Annotated in this window: 1 rRNA gene; it reads left to right on the top strand. The window is 49.3% G+C overall.

Features of this window, described 5'->3' with window-relative positions:
• Positions 1–223: ribosomal RNA gene (locus tag ACXX53_RS23200) — 23S ribosomal RNA — on the top strand; the annotation flags it as partial.

The following is a 223-nucleotide window of genomic DNA, read 5'->3' as shown; positions in this document are numbered from 1 at the left end:
ATAGCTTTAGGGCTAGCCTCGGAAAGAAGAGTAGTGGAGGTAGAGCACTGATTGGATGCGGGGCCCGCCAAGGGTTACCAAGTTCAGTCAAACTCCGAATGCCATATACTTGTTATCCGGGAGTCAGACAGTGAGTGCTAAGATCCATTGTCAAGAGGGAAACAGCCCAGACCATCAGCTAAGGCCCCTAAATGTATGTTAAGTGGGAAAGGATGTGGAGTTG

It is taken from the genome of Paenibacillus marinisediminis, from assembly GCF_054343325.1.
This window is presented reverse-complemented; position numbering and strand designations above follow the sequence as displayed.